The organism is Anaerovorax sp. IOR16 (assembly GCF_017168145.1).
GTDB lineage: Bacteria > Bacillota > Clostridia > Peptostreptococcales > Anaerovoracaceae > IOR16.
The window spans coordinates 490089-504294 of sequence record NZ_JADQTL010000009.1 but is presented as its reverse complement, the minus strand read 5'-3'; the positions used below and the strand labels follow the sequence as shown (position 1 = coordinate 504294).

The 14206-nt window shown below is 37.7% G+C and carries 16 protein-coding genes; 1 reads left to right on the top strand and 15 read right to left on the bottom strand.

Going from position 1 to position 14206, the window contains the following annotated elements:
* The first annotated feature begins 41 nt into the window (after positions 1–41).
* Positions 42–1223, top strand: a complete 1182-nt coding sequence (locus I2490_RS05955) for a PucR family transcriptional regulator (RefSeq protein ID WP_206458849.1) — start codon at positions 42–44, stop codon at positions 1221–1223.
* A 114-nt stretch (positions 1224–1337) separates the two neighbouring features.
* Here the strand turns inward: I2490_RS05955 and atpC are convergent, their stop codons facing one another.
* From atpC to I2490_RS05880, 15 genes are all read right to left on the bottom strand, one after another.
* Positions 1338–1745: an ATP synthase F1 subunit epsilon gene (gene atpC / locus I2490_RS05950; protein WP_206458848.1), complete on the bottom strand. Its 408-nt coding sequence runs from the start codon at positions 1743–1745 to the stop codon at positions 1338–1340.
* Between the two features lie 3 nt (positions 1746–1748).
* The gene (gene atpD / locus I2490_RS05945; RefSeq protein ID WP_206458847.1) at positions 1749–3170 is read right to left on the bottom strand and encodes a F0F1 ATP synthase subunit beta; all 1422 of its coding nucleotides are present in this window, start codon (positions 3168–3170) and stop codon (positions 1749–1751) included.
* Positions 3171–3172: 2 nt separating this feature from the next.
* Positions 3173–4051 carry an ATP synthase F1 subunit gamma gene (atpG, locus tag I2490_RS05940; RefSeq protein ID WP_206458846.1) on the bottom strand — a complete coding sequence of 293 codons (879 nt, stop codon included), beginning with the start codon at positions 4049–4051 and terminating at the stop codon, positions 3173–3175.
* A gap of 4 nt (positions 4052–4055) precedes the next feature.
* Entirely contained in the window at positions 4056–5558 is a 1503-nt protein-coding gene (gene atpA, locus I2490_RS05935) for a F0F1 ATP synthase subunit alpha (protein ID WP_209010583.1), read from the bottom strand.
* 5 nt (positions 5559–5563) lie between these two features.
* Positions 5564–6067, bottom strand: coding sequence for an ATP synthase F1 subunit delta (atpH, locus tag I2490_RS05930; RefSeq protein WP_206458845.1), 504 nt, complete (start codon positions 6065–6067; stop codon positions 5564–5566).
* Between the two features lie 44 nt (positions 6068–6111).
* Complete coding sequence (gene atpF, locus I2490_RS05925) at positions 6112–6549, bottom strand: F0F1 ATP synthase subunit B (protein ID WP_206458844.1); 438 nt, start codon at positions 6547–6549, stop codon at positions 6112–6114.
* Positions 6550–6568: 19 nt separating this feature from the next.
* A complete protein-coding gene (atpE, locus tag I2490_RS05920; RefSeq protein WP_206458843.1) occupies positions 6569–6793 on the bottom strand; it encodes an ATP synthase F0 subunit C in 225 nt (74 codons plus the stop codon).
* 57 nt (positions 6794–6850) lie between these two features.
* Positions 6851–7543, bottom strand: a complete 693-nt coding sequence (locus I2490_RS05915) for a F0F1 ATP synthase subunit A (protein WP_209010582.1) — start codon at positions 7541–7543, stop codon at positions 6851–6853.
* 181 nt (positions 7544–7724) lie between these two features.
* Positions 7725–8669 (bottom strand): LysR family transcriptional regulator, encoded by a 945-nt coding sequence (locus tag I2490_RS05910; protein ID WP_206458842.1) that lies wholly within the window; start codon positions 8667–8669, stop codon positions 7725–7727.
* Between the two features lie 137 nt (positions 8670–8806).
* The gene (locus I2490_RS05905) at positions 8807–9352 is read right to left on the bottom strand and encodes a DJ-1 family glyoxalase III (protein WP_206458841.1); all 546 of its coding nucleotides are present in this window, start codon (positions 9350–9352) and stop codon (positions 8807–8809) included.
* 122 nt (positions 9353–9474) lie between these two features.
* Complete coding sequence (gene infC, locus I2490_RS05900) at positions 9475–10005, bottom strand: translation initiation factor IF-3 (RefSeq protein WP_330634622.1); 531 nt, start codon at positions 10003–10005, stop codon at positions 9475–9477.
* Positions 10006–10236: 231 nt separating this feature from the next.
* Entirely contained in the window at positions 10237–10410 is a 174-nt protein-coding gene (locus tag I2490_RS05895; RefSeq protein ID WP_206458839.1) for a zinc-ribbon domain-containing protein, read from the bottom strand.
* 260 nt (positions 10411–10670) lie between these two features.
* A complete protein-coding gene (locus I2490_RS05890) occupies positions 10671–11600 on the bottom strand; it encodes an ABC transporter permease (protein WP_206458838.1) in 930 nt (309 codons plus the stop codon).
* A 1-nt stretch (position 11601) separates the two neighbouring features.
* Positions 11602–12681 (bottom strand): ABC transporter permease, encoded by a 1080-nt coding sequence (locus I2490_RS05885; protein WP_206458837.1) that lies wholly within the window; start codon positions 12679–12681, stop codon positions 11602–11604.
* Positions 12665–14200, bottom strand: coding sequence for an ABC transporter ATP-binding protein (locus I2490_RS05880; protein WP_206458836.1), 1536 nt, complete (start codon positions 14198–14200; stop codon positions 12665–12667). Before I2490_RS05880 ends, I2490_RS05885 begins: the two co-directional genes overlap by 17 nt.
* Between the last annotated feature and the right edge of the window lie 6 nt (positions 14201–14206).

The window sequence follows — 14206 nt, the reverse complement described above, 5'->3', positions numbered from 1 at the left end:
TTTTTATATTTATTTATAAATGTAGAAAGAAAGGCACGAAGATGAATTATACCGTATCCGATTTTTATGGTACTTTTGCTGGCGGCGTAAAGATAATTGCCGGCCGAGGCGGGCTTTCAAGAGTGATCAAAGATGCCGGCATACTGGATTACGAGCTGGAGCCAACACTGAAAAACAAATATTTTCACATTAATTTTCATGAAGGACAATTTGCTTTGACCACATTTCTCTATGCAAAAGAAAATCATTACTTGGTTAGTGATGCGGTCAAACACCTTGTTGCAAAAGGTGCAAGCGGACTAGCAATTAAAAATGTGTTCAAGCTTCCGATCAGTGATTCTATCATTCGTTATGCTGATTCTATGAATTTCCCTATTTTTCTCATTGAATCGAATAAAATATATTTTGAAAAAATAATATACGAAATAGATAGTCATAGTAACCTGATGGCTTCAACAGACTTTATCCAAAAGGAAATCGACATACTTTTGAATCATCCGTTAACGGAAGCAGAACGGATCACACACGCAAAAATGATTAATCCATCCTCCGAAAACCAATTTTTTACGATTCACTTCCGTGGAAATGATTTTTTTACCGAAGTACAGTTTAAAAAATATTATAATCTTTTTCAAAAAAATCCTTTGAACTCTTTGGGAACAAGCCTGTGCTATTACAAACACGGTATGCTTCTTACTTATTCCTGCGATAATATTTCGGAATTTTATAAAGAAGACTTTATTGAAAAAATGATAAATACCGTATTGTCTGATTCAGAAGAATTTATAACAGGCATCAGTGCCTGCCACTATAAACTTGATGAATACTCTGACAGCATCATAGAAAGCATATACGCTTCCCTAAATATTTCGAAGGAAAAGAAAAAAATTCACTATTTTAATCATCTTGGTATTTTTAAACTGCTTCTTCCACACTGCAGCAGCCCTTCTATGCAGAATTTCTGTAAAAGTATCTTAGAAAAGGTTTTAGAGTATGATATGGAAAACGGCACAAAGCTGCTTCCCACTTTAGAGACCTTCGTAGACTACGGTCAGAATATTTCCGAGGCAGCCGAGATCTTAAAGCAACATGAAAACACGGTTCGGTATCGCCTTGATAAAATAACTGCCATCACAGGTCTTAGCTGGAAAAACCCGTCTCAGGCAGAACAACTGTCCATTGCAATCAAAATTCATCAATGCAGTCAATGCTTCCAGATTTAAGCTTTTATCTTACTGCAATTATCGTATAACTTCATAAGCAATTAAAATTTAAGAAAGGACATTACTATTTTAAAAGGCGGTCGCATGAAGTGCGCCGCCTTTTTCTTTCAGTCTTTATCTTACCTTTTTCGTAACCTTTAAACGTGCCATAGCCCTGGACAATGCCGCCTTCGAATGATAATACTCCATCAATGCCTGTTTGCTTCTTAAACGCTCCTCTGCACGCTCCCGCGCCTCTTCTGCGCGGCGTACATCGATTTCTTCCGGCCATTCAGCGGTATCAACCACTACTACCACATAATCCGGCATAATTTCTGCAAACCCATCACCCAATGCAGCAATCTTCCATTCTCCGTCGACTTGAAACCGTACTTCCCCAGCTTGAATTGCCGTTACCATAGATTCATGCTGTGCCATCACACCATGATTTCCATCAATTGCCGGAAGTATGATCATTTCCGATTTGCCTTCAAAAAAATCTCGATCGCTGGCTACAATTTTTAAATCAAAGGTTTTGCTCATATGCTACGCCTCACTTTCAGCTTCTCCAGACTTATTAAATCCCATTGCATTCGCTTTTTCAATGACTTCTTCTATCGTACCTACCATTAAAAATGCACTTTCCGGATACGCATCCAACTCTCCTTCGATTATGGCTTTAAAACCGCGAATCGTTTCTTTCAGTGGTACATATTTCCCACTAATTCCCGTGAAGTTCTCAGCTACAGAGAAAGGCTGTGATAAATACTTTTGAATCTTTCTTGCACGATATACAGCTAACTTATCCTCCTCATCCAGTTCCTCCATACCTAGAATCGCAATAATATCCTGAAGCTCTTTGTATCTTTGAAGCAGCTCCTGTGTCTGTCTCGCCACTTGATAATGTTCTTCCCCAACAACATCCGGCTCTAAAATACGAGAAGTGGATTCCAGAGGATCAACTGCCGGATAAATCCCTTGCTCTACAATCTTTCTAGAAAGTACGGTCGTTGCATCCAAATGGGCAAATGTAGTTGCAGGCGCCGGGTCAGTCAAATCATCTGCCGGAACATAAACAGCCTGAACGGAAGTAATGGAACCATTTTTTGTAGAAGTAATTCGTTCCTGAAGTTCACCGACTTCGTTTGCCAAAGTTGGCTGATAGCCTACTGCAGACGGCATACGTCCAAGAAGTGCGGAAACCTCAGATCCTGCCTGCACATATCGGAAAATATTATCAATAAACAAAAGAACATTCTGGTGTTCTTCATCTCTGAAATATTCTGCCATAGTCAAACCAGTCTGTGCTACACGCATACGTGAACCGGGCGGTTCATTCATCTGTCCAAATACGAGTGCCGTCTTGTTGATTACTCCGGATTCTGTCATTTCTGTCCAAAGGTCATTTCCTTCTCTGGAACGTTCTCCAACCCCTGTAAAGATAGAATAACCGCCATGCTCTGTTGCAATGTTATGAATCAATTCCTGAATCAATACCGTTTTTCCAACTCCGGCACCGCCAAATAATCCGATTTTACCACCCTTTGCATAAGGCGCAAGCAAATCGATTACCTTGATTCCCGTTTCCAGAACTTCAACGACTGGACTTTGGTCTTCAAATGCTGGGGGCTTTCTGTGAATTGGCCATTTTATTTCTGCTTCTAAGTCTTTTCCCCCATCAATCGTTTTTCCCAAAACGTTAAACATTCTGCCTAATGTTTGTTTACCTACCGGTACTTGAATGCAAGAATCCATTGCAAAGACTTCCATTCCCTTCGCAAGACCCTCACTGGCAGAAAGCATGATACAGCGTATGACATGATTTCCCATATACTGTGCCGCTTCCATGACCTTTTCCTCTCCATCTACCGTAACGCTCAACGCATCCTTGATAAAAGGAAGCTGATCTGTATTAAATTCTACATCAACGACAGGTCCCAAAACCTGTACAATTTTTCCCTTTTTCATATCTATCTATCCTCCGATCCGGCACCACTGACAACTTCATTGATTTCTTGTGTAATGGCAGCCTGTCTGGCGCGGTTATACAGTAAAGATAACTGCCGAATCATATCCTTAGCACTGTCAGTTGCAGACTGCATAGCAGTCATTCGTGCATGCTGCTCGGCAGAAAAGGCTTCTACCATAGCTCCATAAATAAAACCTTTGATGTAATTTGGCACCAGATGATTCATAACCACCTGCGGAGAAGGTGAATATTCTGCAAAGTGTTTGTATTCTTCTTTCTCCATAGAAACAAATTCACCTTGAGAAAGCGGCAAAAGCTGAATGACCTCCGCCTCTGCTTTCATCGGTGTCACCATTTTTGTATACACCATGTATACCTCATCGATTTCACCTTTATTAAAACCATCAATTATAGTCTCTGTGATACATCTTGCACGATAGCGTGTCGGATTATAATTTGTATAGAAGAAATCATTTGCCATTTCTTCTTTTTTTCTCTGAAAATATTGTCTTCCAACCTGACCAACTGCAAATAAAATATTATGCTTGCTTTTTGCCATTTCTTGCTCTGCCAACTTTATGACATTATGATTGTATCCACCGGCTAGCCCTTTATCAGCTGTAATGACAATATACGCCTTTTTTTTATTTTCTTTCGGTTTTAACTCACGTTTATCAAAATAAGCGTGAGAAATGTCTGGTGAATGAAGTAGAATGTCATGAATAGTTTTTTGCAGCGTCACAAAATAAGGCATGGTATCATCTAAAACCTTCCTTGCTTTTTTTAACTTTGAAGATGAAATTAAATACATGGCATTTGTAATTTTCATGGTATCTTGGATGCTTTTCATTCGAATCCGTATTTCTCTCATATTTGCCATGAAATCACCTGCTTTTAAATTCTTTAATACCGCTTATAATTTCTTCAATCATTTCATCGGTCAGAATCTTTTCCTGTTCTATTTTCTGTACCAATGCATGATACTCTTTTTCCATGTAGGCAAGCATATTTCTTTGAAATGTTTTAATCTCTTTTAGTGGTACATCAAGCATAAGTTTATGATTTGCTGCACAAAGAGAAATTACCATAGCATGCAAACTCATCGGCTGATTCAATGGCTGTTTGAGCAACTCGATCAAACGACTACCATGATCCAGCAATTCTTTCGTAGAAGCATCTAAATCAGAGCTAAACTGAGTAAACACTTCCATCTCACGATACTGTGCCAAATCGATACGTAAATTTCCGGAAGCTTTTTTCATGGCTTTTGTTTGTGCGGCTCCACCTACACGAGATACCGATAAGCCTACATTTACCGCCGGTCTTATACCAGAGAAAAATAATTCACTTTCTAAAAAAATCTGCCCATCCGTAATGGAAATGACATTGGTTGGGATATAAGCCGAAACATCCCCTGCTAAGGTTTCAATAATCGGCAAAGCGGTAATGGAACCGCCTCCATGTGCCTCATCCAAACGACTGGAACGTTCAAGCAATCTGGAATGTAAATAAAAAACATCTCCAGGGTAAGCCTCTCTGCCAGGCGGACGCTTGAGCAATAAAGACATGGCACGATAAGCCACAGCATGCTTTGATAAATCATCATAAACAATCAAAACATCTTTGCCCCTATACATAAAATACTCTGCCATTGCGGTACCTGCATAAGGAGCAATATACTGCAATGGTGCCAATTCACTTGCTGATGCAGCTACTATAATGGAATAATCCATTGCACCATGTTTCGATAGTGTATTTACAATCTGTGCAACCGTAGACGATTTCTGCCCAATGGCAACATAGATACAAACAACATCTTTTCCTTTTTGATTCAAAATGGTATCTACTGCAATGGAAGTTTTTCCTGTCTGACGATCTCCAATAATTAGCTCACGCTGACCTCTTCCGATCGGAAACATAGAGTCAATGGCTAAAATTCCGGTAGACATCGGTTCCGATACCGATTTTCGTTCTACTACACCGGGAGCCGGATTTTCTATCGGACGCTTTTCCGTCGTCTTTATCTTACCTTTTCCATCGATTGGATTTCCAAGAGCATCAACAACACGTCCAATCATTTCTTCGCCAACTCCAACGCAGGCTCTTTCACCAGTTCGGTTTACCTTCGAACCTTCTATAATTCCATGATCAGATCCTAGAAGTACGACACCAACTGTTTTTTCCTCCAAGCTTTGTACAATGCCTTCTACTCCGGTTTCAAATACCACTAACTCTCCATACATTGCACGAGAAAGTCCATAGACTGTAGCAATTCCATCACCGGCACGAATAACAGTACCTACCTCCTGCATCTGTGATTTATCTTCATAATGTTCAATTTCATTTTTTAACACCGAAAGAATTTCTTCAGCACAAATATTGCCCAATTCCTTCACCTCCACGCGAGTTTCTTGTAAAGCTGCGCAAGTCTGCCTTTTACGCTATAATCGTATTCCTCATCGCCAACTCTTAAAAGAAATCCTCCGATTAACGAAGCATCCTGCTTCATATCCAACTTTACACTGTCCTTATCATATTTTAATGCTAACGTTTGTTTCATCGCTTCCAGCTGCTCTGTTTGCGGTTCTGTTACATAAATCAATTTTGCCGTCAGAATATTTTCACTTTCCAAGCAACATCCTTCATAAGATCTATAAATCTCTTCGAACTGATCCATACTTCCATTATCACAAAGAACTTTTAAAAAATTCCGTATCTTAGGAGAAAAAATCGCGTCAATGACTCGGTGCTTTTCTTCTTTTGTAACGGAAGGATTACAAAGCGCTTCTTTTAAAGCAGGATTCTTACTATAAAGTTTTCTGCTTTCCTCTATAATTCTTTTTTTAATTCCAATCTCAAACAGCGCTCTTCCATAGCTGTCGGCTTGTTTGTTCATCGCTGACACCCTCTTCTTTCAAAAATGCGTTCATCATTTTCTGATCAAAAAACGCCGCTTTTTTGTTGTCCAATTGCTTTTTCCGCTGCCGATACTGCAAGAGCAGCAATCTCATCAGAAATATTCTGTATTGCTTTTTCCCATTCTGTCTCGATTTCTTTTTCTGTCTCTTTCATTACTTGCTTTGCAGCTGCATTTGCATCCTGTAGAATCAAATCATACTCTGCTTGTGCACGACTTCTTGAACGATTCAATATTAAATCCGCCTCTTTTTCTACACTTGCTAAAGAAGTTTCATATTTTTCTTTTAATGCGAATGCTTCTTGCTCTGTATTTTTAGCTGAATCCAGCTGCGTTTTAATAAGCTGTTCTCTTTGCTGCATAATACTCATGATTGGACGGTATAAAAATTTCTGCATAAGTAAATAAAGGACAATCAGATTGATTATGGTAAAAACAAAGTTCCAATTTAATCCTGTCATTCTTCATCGCCTCCAGCATTTATTTTAGAAAAATAATGATCATAATTGCTACTACAAAACCATAAATAGCTGTTGCTTCTGCTAATGCACATCCTAAAATTAAAGTATTTCTTATTTTTCCTTCTGCTTCCGGCTGCCTTGCAATGGCATCCACTGCTTTTGATGTAGCAATACCGATTCCAAGCCCTGCTCCTAAACCTGCTAATACTGCGAGACCAGCTCCAATTGCAATTAATGTTGTCATAATAATACACGCTCCTTTTTATGCGGCAACTGCCGTTTTTTCTTTCTCTTTCTTTTTTTACCCTTCAATCTCAATCGCTTCCCTTATAAATAAAGAAGTTAAAAATACAAACACATATGCTTGCACAAGTCCGTCAAAAAAATCAAAATAGAGGCTGAATGGAACCGGAATAATCACTGGTGCAACAATCATCAGCATCTCCATCACAACAAAGCTTCCAAAAATATTTCCGAACATACGCATGCAAAGCGATAGCGGTCGCATAAAGACTTCCATGATTTTAATTGGCGTAATAATTGCCATTGGTTCAGCAAAACTCTTGAACCATCCGAACAACCCCTTGGTTCGAATTCCTGCATATTCAACAAGGATAATACTCATAAAAGCCAATGCCGCTGTTACATTTAAATCTTTTGTCGGCGGTGCTACTCCAACAACCCCGGTAAGATTTGCAATTCCAATGTAAATCAGTACTGTCGTCAAATAAGGTGCATACTGCTTTCCGGATTCCCCTAAAATCCCATAAAACATTTTTAAAAATCCACCGACTACAATCTCTAAAGCAATCTGCTTTCTTCCCGGAACAATTTTTAAATTTCGAACCAGCAATATGGAGCCCAAAACTAAGATAGCCATAATACCCCAGGTAGCAACCACACTTTGAGAAATTGGTATTCCGCCAAAAATGGGAATTTCAAAAAAGACTTCCGTATTTAACCTATGTATCAACTCCTCTGATAGCGTATCCAAAACTCATCGACTCCTTTCCTTTATTACTGTACGATTCAAAGCCTCAAAAAAAATAGAAGCATCGCGTTAACGTTACCTCTATGATTTAATGCATATTGGCATCCTCTCTTGGCATTGTTCATCACTAGAACAATAATAGAGGATATAAGGTTTTTTGTAAAATAAATAATACTTATGTCAATTACAACTTTTTTTCATCCTCTTCATCTGAAAAAATTTCGGTCAAGAACTGTTTTGCCGCTAAAGAAATGGAATGTTTTTTCCCATTTATAACACAGGCTCTTCGATCCGGTATCGCCGGTGTAACATGAATTTCAAAGCATCTTTGCTGATGCATGGAATCTTCAGCAAAATGGTGCGCTACAATTCCAATCCCTAAATTTCGTTCTGCAAAAGGAACAATTAAAGATGTCGTAGTCAACTCAATATCAGGGCGAAACAACAACCCATTTCCAAGAAAATAATCATTTATATGTTTTCTCGCACTCATATCTTTTTCCAGAGAAATGATTGGATACTCTATAATTTCTTCTAAAGTCCAATTCCGTTTCGTCATATCCTTATATTTCGGACCCACAATGAAACTGTATTTTACCGTGTTCAGTTCATGAATTTCAAGATTTTCGTATTTTTCATCCTCAGCCATGATAACACCAAAATCAATTTCTCCGTCTTTGATGCCCCTGATTAGTCCCGGTCTTTTATAGCTCATTACTTCCATTTTTATTTTTGGATGCTTGACATTAAAAGCTTCCAGCTTCGGTAAAAGATCAAAATATACGGTCATTTCATCCGTTCCGATTCGAATAATACCATTTTCCATGTTTATCATCTGCCATAATTTTTTTTGACCCATCATGATATTATCATAGGCGTTCATAATATATTTATATAAAATTTTACCTTCTTCGGTTAAGGCCATTCCCTTTTGTGTACGATTAAAAAGACTGCAGCCCAATTCTGCTTCCAAATTATGAATGGACTTGCTTACCGCAGGCTGTGTCAAAAATAATACTTCAGCTGCCTGAGTCATGCTTGATAATGTAGCCACATGATAAAACACTTTATATGATTCAAAGCTAATTGAAAAATTTTCTTTATATAAATCTTTAAATATATGCTCCATTTGCTTCTCCTTCTGCTCATTTTGTATAACTTTATTATTATACCTATATTTGTTTTATACTACAATGGTAAAATTTCATATGATATACCTATATATAATAATTAAGGGATGATTCAGTAATCATCCCTTAAAAGCATTTATTTTATAACCATGTCATTTTCCAAACGTTGTTTAGATTTACTATCTGTTAAAACCTCTACGAGTTTTAAAGTAAATTCCATAGCCGTACCAGGTCCTTTTGACGTAATGATGTGTTTATCCTGTACAATCCGTTGATCTGAAATTCTTGCACCGACTAAATGTTGCTCCATTCCGGGATAAATAGTAGCTGCTTTGTCTTTTAACATGTTAAGTTCCCCTAAAATCATCGGTGCTGCACAAATTGCTGCAATCCATTTTTCCTCTTCATTAAAAGCAACTAATTCTTTTTTCAATCCTTCATGTTCTTTTAAATTTAAGGTTCCTGGCATACCGCCAGGAAATACAAGCATCTCACAAGACTTATAATTCGCTTCTTCAAAAAGCAAATCGGCTTTTACACAAATCCCATGTGCCCCGGTTACCATTTTATTTGTCCCAATAGATACCATTTTAACGTCGACAGAAGCTCGTCTTAGAACATCCACAACCGTTAATGCTTCAATTTCTTCAAAGCCTTCCGCTAAATGCACATAAACACTCATCCTAAATCCTTGTATAATGAAAACTTAAGAAAGTTCATTATATATTTTCCTTTCTATATAATTTTTTTATTATCTTTCATATCTGTATATTTTTCAAAACAACTTTCCCTGTACAATGGGTTTTATTTCTTTTTTGGACTTACAATCATAATCATGGTTCTTCCTTCAAGAGAAGGAGCCTTCTCAATATCCCCAACTTCCGTTAACGTATCAGCAAATTTTGTAAGCACCTCTATCCCATCCTCTTTATATTTCTGTTGCCTGCCCTTAAAGCGAATACTTACCTTTACTTTATTCCCTTCTAATAAAAATTTATGGGCATTTTTGCTTTTAAGATTTAAATCATTCTCTCCTATTTTAACAGATAATCTTACTTCCTTAAGCACAACAATCTTTTGACTTTTCCTTGCCTCTTTCTTTTTTTTAGCCTTTTCATACATCGTTTTATTATAATCAGCTATTTTACATATAGGCGGCACTGCATTCGGAGAAATTTTTACTAAATCCAAATCCTTTTGAAATGCTAATTCCAATGCCTCTGAAATAGATACTATCCCTAGCATAGTACCATCTGCGTCAATAAGCCTAATTTCTTTATCATTTATTTCATTGTTAATTTGTAATTCATTTTTTTTATAGCTAATACCAAACACCTCCAATATAATTTTTCATATAAATAAAAGTGGCCTCGCCACTCCACTATGGAACCCACGGCTCCCTTTGGTGCTCATTTCATTCGCTGAGCGCCTCCTTTATGGACAAAGAGGCTTCCGCCCCTCTGCATTTCCCTATTTATCTAATAGAGAAAATCTAATGATATTTCCTATTAGATAAATAAAAGTGGATTATCAAATCCACTTTTATGCTTGAAATAAACATTACAATTAGTATCTATTTCCATTCGGTCTTCTATTTTTTTGTTGTTTTCTTTCTCTTCTGCAAGTAGGGCATCTTTGTGGTTCATTTTCAAATCCCTTTTCTTTATAGAACGCCTGTTCATTTTCACTGAAAATGAATTCTGCTCCGCAGTCTTTACACGTAATTGTTTTGTCAGCCATAATACTAACCTCCTTTGCTTTATTTGGAATTTCAAAATCACAAACATCTCTCTAAATAAATCAAAGAAGTGTTATCAAAAATGAATCAATCCATATCCGATAAGATTTATATCAGTTATCTAAGTATAATATGATAATTTAAATTAATCAAGGATAATTCAAAAATTATTTTTGAATTATATAAATTTTATCAAAAAAATTAAAACTATTTTACTGCTTTCCAAAAATTATTTTAGAAAGAGAAGTAATTCTTTTTTATTTTAACGTTCTTCTCGGAAATAAGATACACCTAAATCCGCAGGATTCATATCTTCTTTTCGATTTTTCCTTGTACTGATAATTACAATTAAGATGGTTGCTGCATAAGGAAGCATATCAACCAAATACTGTGAAATATGGATTCCCATACTTTGCAAACGCAATCCCAGAATATTTAGACCACCGAATACAAAAGCGCCTACAAGTGCTTTCCAAGGCTTCCAAGACGCAAAAATAACCAAAGCAACCGCAATCCAGCCTCTGCCTGCTACTACATTTGCTTGCCAAACTGGGACAGTAACTAAGGACATATAAGCACCGCCTAAGCCACACATTGCTCCTCCGACGATGATGTGTGCATATTTATAAAAAGATACATTGATGCCGGAAGCATCGGCTGCTGCTGCATTTTCACCAACTGCACGTAAATTTAATCCCATCTTGGTTTTATTCAGATAAATAGCTACGATGATAACCATAATATATCCGGTGTAAACTAAAATATCTTGATGAAACAAAATTGGCCCCAAGACCGGAATCTGATAAAGTCCAGGAATGGCAATCTTTGTAGATAATGCTTTGATGCCAGCAGGTGCTGCTGTTCCCATAAAGCCCTCTCCCACAAAGCTGGAAAATCCGGTTCCGAAAATCGTAAGAGTAAGACCGGTTACTACTTGATTTGACATTAAAGAAACCGTAAGAACCGCATAAATTGCCGCTCCTATCGCACCCGCAATCAGACTTGCCAATAAAGCCAAATAAGGATTTCCTGTATGAAGTCCTACGGAAAAGCCCATGACAGCTCCCATCAGCATCATACCTTCTACACCAAGGTTGAGATTTCCTGCTTTTTCAGTAATCAGTTCCCCCATTGTTGCGTAAAGCAGTGGCATAGCTGCGCCAACCGCAGCGATTAAAAATGATACCATCATATTATGCCACCTCCTTAATTGTCGTCTTTTCTGATTTGGCAAAGGATACCTTATATTGCAAGAAAAATTCGCTTCCTAAAACGAAAAATAATATAATACCCTGAATCATATCCGCTACCGAAGCCGGAACCTGCATCGCAATCTGTAGATAGGCACCTCCCTGCAGTAACCCTGCAAAGACAATACAAACCACTAAAATAATCGGTGCAGATAAACGAGAAAGCCAAGTTGTTATAATTGCAGTAAATCCATAGTTGTTAGAAATATTTGCTGTTAATGTTTTTTCGATTGCCGATGCCTGAATCATACCAGTTAGTCCGCAAAGTCCGCCTGAAATCAACATCGCTGTGATGATAATGGAATTAATATTCATACCAGCATAACGTGCCGTTTCCAAGCTTTCACCAACAACCGTAATTTCATATCCTTTTTTTGTATGATTAATAAATACATAAATAATTGCAACAAGAGCTAATGCGATGATCCATCCAATGTGTATACCAAACAGCTTTGGCATGACTGCATTATCCGAAAAGGTTGCAATTCGAGGGAAGCCCTGCGAAGCGGGATCCTTCCAAGGACCAAACTGCAAATAAGTCACCCATTTAATTGCAATGTAATTCATCATCAAAGTAAAAATGGTTTCATTTGTATTGAACTTGGCTTTAAAATAAGCCGGAATAAACGCCCATATACCACCAAATACAATCGCTACAATTGCCATGCATAAAAGCATAACCGGCATTGGAAGTGTACTTGGCAGGTTTAATGCTACCAAAGCTGCTCCAAATGCACCCATCATAATCTGACCTTCGCCGCCGATGTTCCAAAACTTCATTTTAAATGCAACTAAAATACCCAATGAAGTTACTACTAAAGGAATTGCTTTTACCACAGTTTGCTGTATTCTCATCTGCGTGCCAAATGCACCTAATATAATTTCACGAAATACTTGAATTGGATTAAATCCCATAACAGCAAGTACAATTCCTGCGCAAACAATCGAACATAAAATAGCGCCAACCCGTATGATCGCTTCTCTATCTTTTGGAAGCTCCGCTCTTTTATTTACTTTTAACATGAGCTGCCTCCTTTTCCAAAGAACCACCGGTCATAAGCAAACCGACTTCTTCTTTTGTTACTTCGTCGGTATTTACAATACCTGTAATTTTCCCGTTGCAAAGTACCATAACACGATCACAAAGCTCCATCAAAACATCCAAGTCTTCACCGATGAAAAGTACTCCAACACCTTTTTCTTTTTGTTCGTTCAATAAATCATAAATCTTATAGGATGCACCTATGTCGAGCCCACGTACTGCATAAGCAGTAATCAGTACCTTTGGCTCAGAGTCAATTTCTCTTCCCAAAAGAACCTTTTGGATGTTTCCTCCAGAAAGCTTTTTTACTTCTGTATAAATACTTGGTGTTTGAATGTCCAAGCGTTCCACAATCTCATTTGCTTTTGCCGTACTATCTTCCCGTTTTAAAAAGAAACCGGGTTGTGTTTGATAATCCTTTAAAATTATATTGTGAACGATATCCATCGTTCCGACAAGACCCATTCCCAAACGATCCTCAGGAATAAATCCCATACGAATTCCTAGCTGAATGATATCTCGAGGTGTTTTTCCTACGATATTATCACCTTCAAAGAAAATACGTCCTTTATCTGATTTAACAAGTCCTGCAAGAGTTTCACAAAGCTCTTTCTGACCGCTTCCGGCAACACCCGCAACGCCTAGAATTTCACCACTGTATAAAGAAAATGTTACTTCATCCAATGCGTTCTTCTTTTCTTGATTGATAACACGCAGGTTGTCTACCTCCAACAGGACTCTCTTATTTTCTATGTTTTTCTTTTCGATGGAAAGACTTACTTTTTTTCCTACCATCATTTCAATTAAATTCGGAACCTCTACTTTTGAGGTTTCTACGGTTTCCACTGACTTACCTTTTCGCAAAACGGTAATGCGATCACTGATTTCCATTACCTCATTCAGCTTATGCGTAATGATAACAACCGCACAGCCTTTGTCTCTCATATTTCGGATAATCTGAAATAGCCGTTTGATTTCCTGTGGTGTCAAAACAGCTGTTGGTTCATCCATAATTAATATTTTTGCTCCCCGATAGAGCACCTTAATGATTTCCAGTGTCTGCTTTTCTCCTACGGACATTTCATATACCTTTTTTTCCGGATCAATGTCAAGTCCATAGTGATCAGAAATCTGTCTGATTTTCTTACTTAATTCTTTTCCCTTTGTAAAAAAGCCACCTTTTTCACCTAAGATGATGTTTTCCTTTGCACTTAAAACTTCTACCAATTTAAAATGCTGATGAATCATACCGATCCCCAGCGCAATAGAATCCTTTGGCGATGTAAAGTGAACCTGCTTCCCATGGATAGAAATAGAACCGCTGTCGGGGGTATAAATTCCCGACAGCATGTTCATTAAAGTACTCTTCCCTGCTCCATTTTCACCAAGCAGCGCATGTACTTCTCCTTCATATACAGTTAGGTTCACATCTTCGTTTGCTTTTACGTCACCAAACGTTTTCGAAATATCTCGCATTTGAATTGCGATTTCTTGCTTCATAAAAAG

What these genes read in the sequence shown, in the direction of transcription:
- I2490_RS05955 (WP_206458849.1), top strand. Translation starts at nt 42, where the DNA reads ATGAATTATACCGTATCCGATTTTTATGGTACTTTTGCTGGCGGCGTA.
- atpC (WP_206458848.1), bottom strand. Translation starts at nt 1,745, where the DNA reads ATGAGCAAAACCTTTGATTTAAAAATTGTAGCCAGCGATCGAGATTTT.
- atpD (WP_206458847.1), bottom strand. Translation starts at nt 3,170, where the DNA reads ATGAAAAAGGGAAAAATTGTACAGGTTTTGGGACCTGTCGTTGATGTA.
- atpG (WP_206458846.1), bottom strand. Translation starts at nt 4,051, where the DNA reads ATGGCAAATATGAGAGAAATACGGATTCGAATGAAAAGCATCCAAGAT.
- atpH (WP_206458845.1), bottom strand. Translation starts at nt 6,067, where the DNA reads ATGAACAAACAAGCCGACAGCTATGGAAGAGCGCTGTTTGAGATTGGA.
- atpF (WP_206458844.1), bottom strand. Translation starts at nt 6,549, where the DNA reads ATGACAGGATTAAATTGGAACTTTGTTTTTACCATAATCAATCTGATT.
- atpE (WP_206458843.1), bottom strand. Translation starts at nt 6,793, where the DNA reads ATGACAACATTAATTGCAATTGGAGCTGGTCTCGCAGTATTAGCAGGT.
- I2490_RS05910 (WP_206458842.1), bottom strand. Translation starts at nt 8,669, where the DNA reads ATGGAGCATATATTTAAAGATTTATATAAAGAAAATTTTTCAATTAGC.
- I2490_RS05905 (WP_206458841.1), bottom strand. Translation starts at nt 9,352, where the DNA reads ATGAGTGTTTATGTGCATTTAGCGGAAGGCTTTGAAGAAATTGAAGCA.
- I2490_RS05895 (WP_206458839.1), bottom strand. Translation starts at nt 10,410, where the DNA reads ATGGCTGACAAAACAATTACGTGTAAAGACTGCGGAGCAGAATTCATT.
- I2490_RS05890 (WP_206458838.1), bottom strand. Translation starts at nt 11,600, where the DNA reads ATGATGGTATCATTTTTAATCGCTGCGGTTGGCGCAGCTATGCCACTG.
- I2490_RS05885 (WP_206458837.1), bottom strand. Translation starts at nt 12,681, where the DNA reads ATGTTAAAAGTAAATAAAAGAGCGGAGCTTCCAAAAGATAGAGAAGCG.
- I2490_RS05880 (WP_206458836.1), bottom strand. Translation starts at nt 14,200, where the DNA reads ATGAAGCAAGAAATCGCAATTCAAATGCGAGATATTTCGAAAACGTTT.